Raw genomic sequence first — 1830 nt, 5'->3', positions numbered from 1 at the left:
AGAGTAATCCGACTTCCGACTTCCGACATCCGACTTCCGTTATGGTAGGGGAGCATTCCTAACGGGCAGAAGCTGTACCGAAAGGAGCAGTGGACTATTAGGAAGAGAGAATGCTGGCATGAGTAAGCGAGAAGGCAGGTGAGAATCCTGCCCGCCGTAAACCTGAGGTTTCCTGGGGAAGGCTCGTCCGCCCAGGGTAAGCCGGGACCTAAGCCGAGGCCGGAAGGCGTAGGCGATGGACAACTGGTTGAGAATCCAGTGCCACCTGAAGCCGCTTGAGCGAAGGGGTGACGCAGGAGGATAGGTGAAGCGCACGGATGGAAGAGTGCGTCCAAGCACGTAGGGTAATGGGCAGGCAAATCCGCCCATTGAAAAGCCTGAGGTGTGACGGGGAGTGAAACATAGTAGCGAAGTCACTGAGTCCAAACTGCCAAGAAAAGCCTCTAGCAAGGCAACAGGTGCCCGTACCGAAAACCGACACAGGTAGGTGAGGAGAGAATCCTAAGGCGCGCGAGAGAACCCTCGTTAAGGAACTCGGCAAAATAACCCCGTAACTTAGGGAGAAGGGGTGCTCTATTAGCGTGAGTATGTTTAACATATATGAGCGTGAGAGAGCCGCAGTGATCAGGCCCAGGCGACTGTTTAACAAAAACACAGGTCTCTGCCAAATCGAAAGATGAAGTATAGAGGCTGACGCCTGCCCGGTGCCGGAAGGTTAAGAGGAAGTGTTAGCGCAAGCAAAGCACTGAGCCGAAGCCCCGGTGAACGGCGGCCGTAACTATAACGGTCCTAAGGTAGCGAAATTCCTTGTCTGGTAAGTTCAGACCCGCACGAAAGGCGTAACGATCTGGGCACTGTCTCGACGAGGGGCTCGGTGAAATTGTAATACCGGTGAAGATGCCGGTTACCTGCGATAGGACAGAAAGACCCCGTGGAGCTTTACTGCAGCTTGATATTGAATTTTGGTAGTTGATGTACAGGATAGGTGGGAGACTAAGAAGTGAGGTCGCCAGGTCTCATGGAGTCAACGGTGGGATACCACTCTTTAATTGCTGGGATTCTAACCTGGGCCCGTGATCCGGGTCAGGGACAGTGTCTGGCGGGCAGTTTGACTGGGGCGGTCGCCTCCCAAAGAGTAACGGAGGCGCCCGAAGGTTTCCTCAGCGCGGATGGAAATCGCGCGAAGAGTGTAAAGGCATAAGGGAGCTTGACTGCGAGAGAGACATCTCGAGCAGGGACGAAAGTCGGGCTTAGTGATCCGGCGGTACCGAGTGGAAGGGCCGTCGCTCATCGGATAAAAGCTACCCCGGGGATAACAGGCTTATCTCCCCCAAGAGTTCACATCGACGGGGAGGTTTGGCACCTCGATGTCGGCTCATCACATCCTGGGGCTGGAGAAGGTCCCAAGGGTTGGGCTGTTCGCCCATTAAAGTGGTACGTGAGCTGGGTTCAGAACGTCGTGAGACAGTTCGGTCCCTATCCATCGCAGGCGCAGGAGAATTGAGAGGATCTGTCCCTAGTACGAGAGGACCGGGATGGACAGACCGCTGGTGTACCAGTTGTCTCGCCAGAGGCATCGCTGGGTAGCTATGTCTGGGACGGATAAGCGCTGAAAGCATCTAAGCGCGAAGCCAACCTCAAGATGAGTTCTCCCACTCCTTAAGGAGGTAAGATCCCATCAAGAACAGGTGGTTGATAGGCCGGGTGTGTAAGTGTAGTGATGCATTAAGCTGACCGGTACTAATAGATCGAGGTCTTGACCTTAAGAACTTTCTTTCCCCGGCAGTTTCCAAAGAATTTGATAAAGCAATAAAATTTCCTGGTGACAAT

At 53.8% G+C, this 1830-nt stretch carries 1 rRNA gene; it reads left to right on the top strand.

The window, feature by feature from the left end:
* Positions 1-1764: ribosomal RNA gene (locus tag AWB54_RS14900) — 23S ribosomal RNA — on the top strand; the annotation flags it as partial.
* Positions 1765-1830 lie beyond the last annotated feature (66 nt).

Origin of the sequence: Syntrophomonas wolfei subsp. methylbutyratica, from assembly GCF_001570625.1 — a bacterium.
Classification (GTDB): Bacteria; Bacillota; Syntrophomonadia; order Syntrophomonadales; family Syntrophomonadaceae; genus Syntrophomonas; species Syntrophomonas methylbutyratica.
The sequence above is the reverse complement of the archived record's forward strand: the minus strand, read 5'-3'. Positions and strand labels throughout refer to the sequence as shown.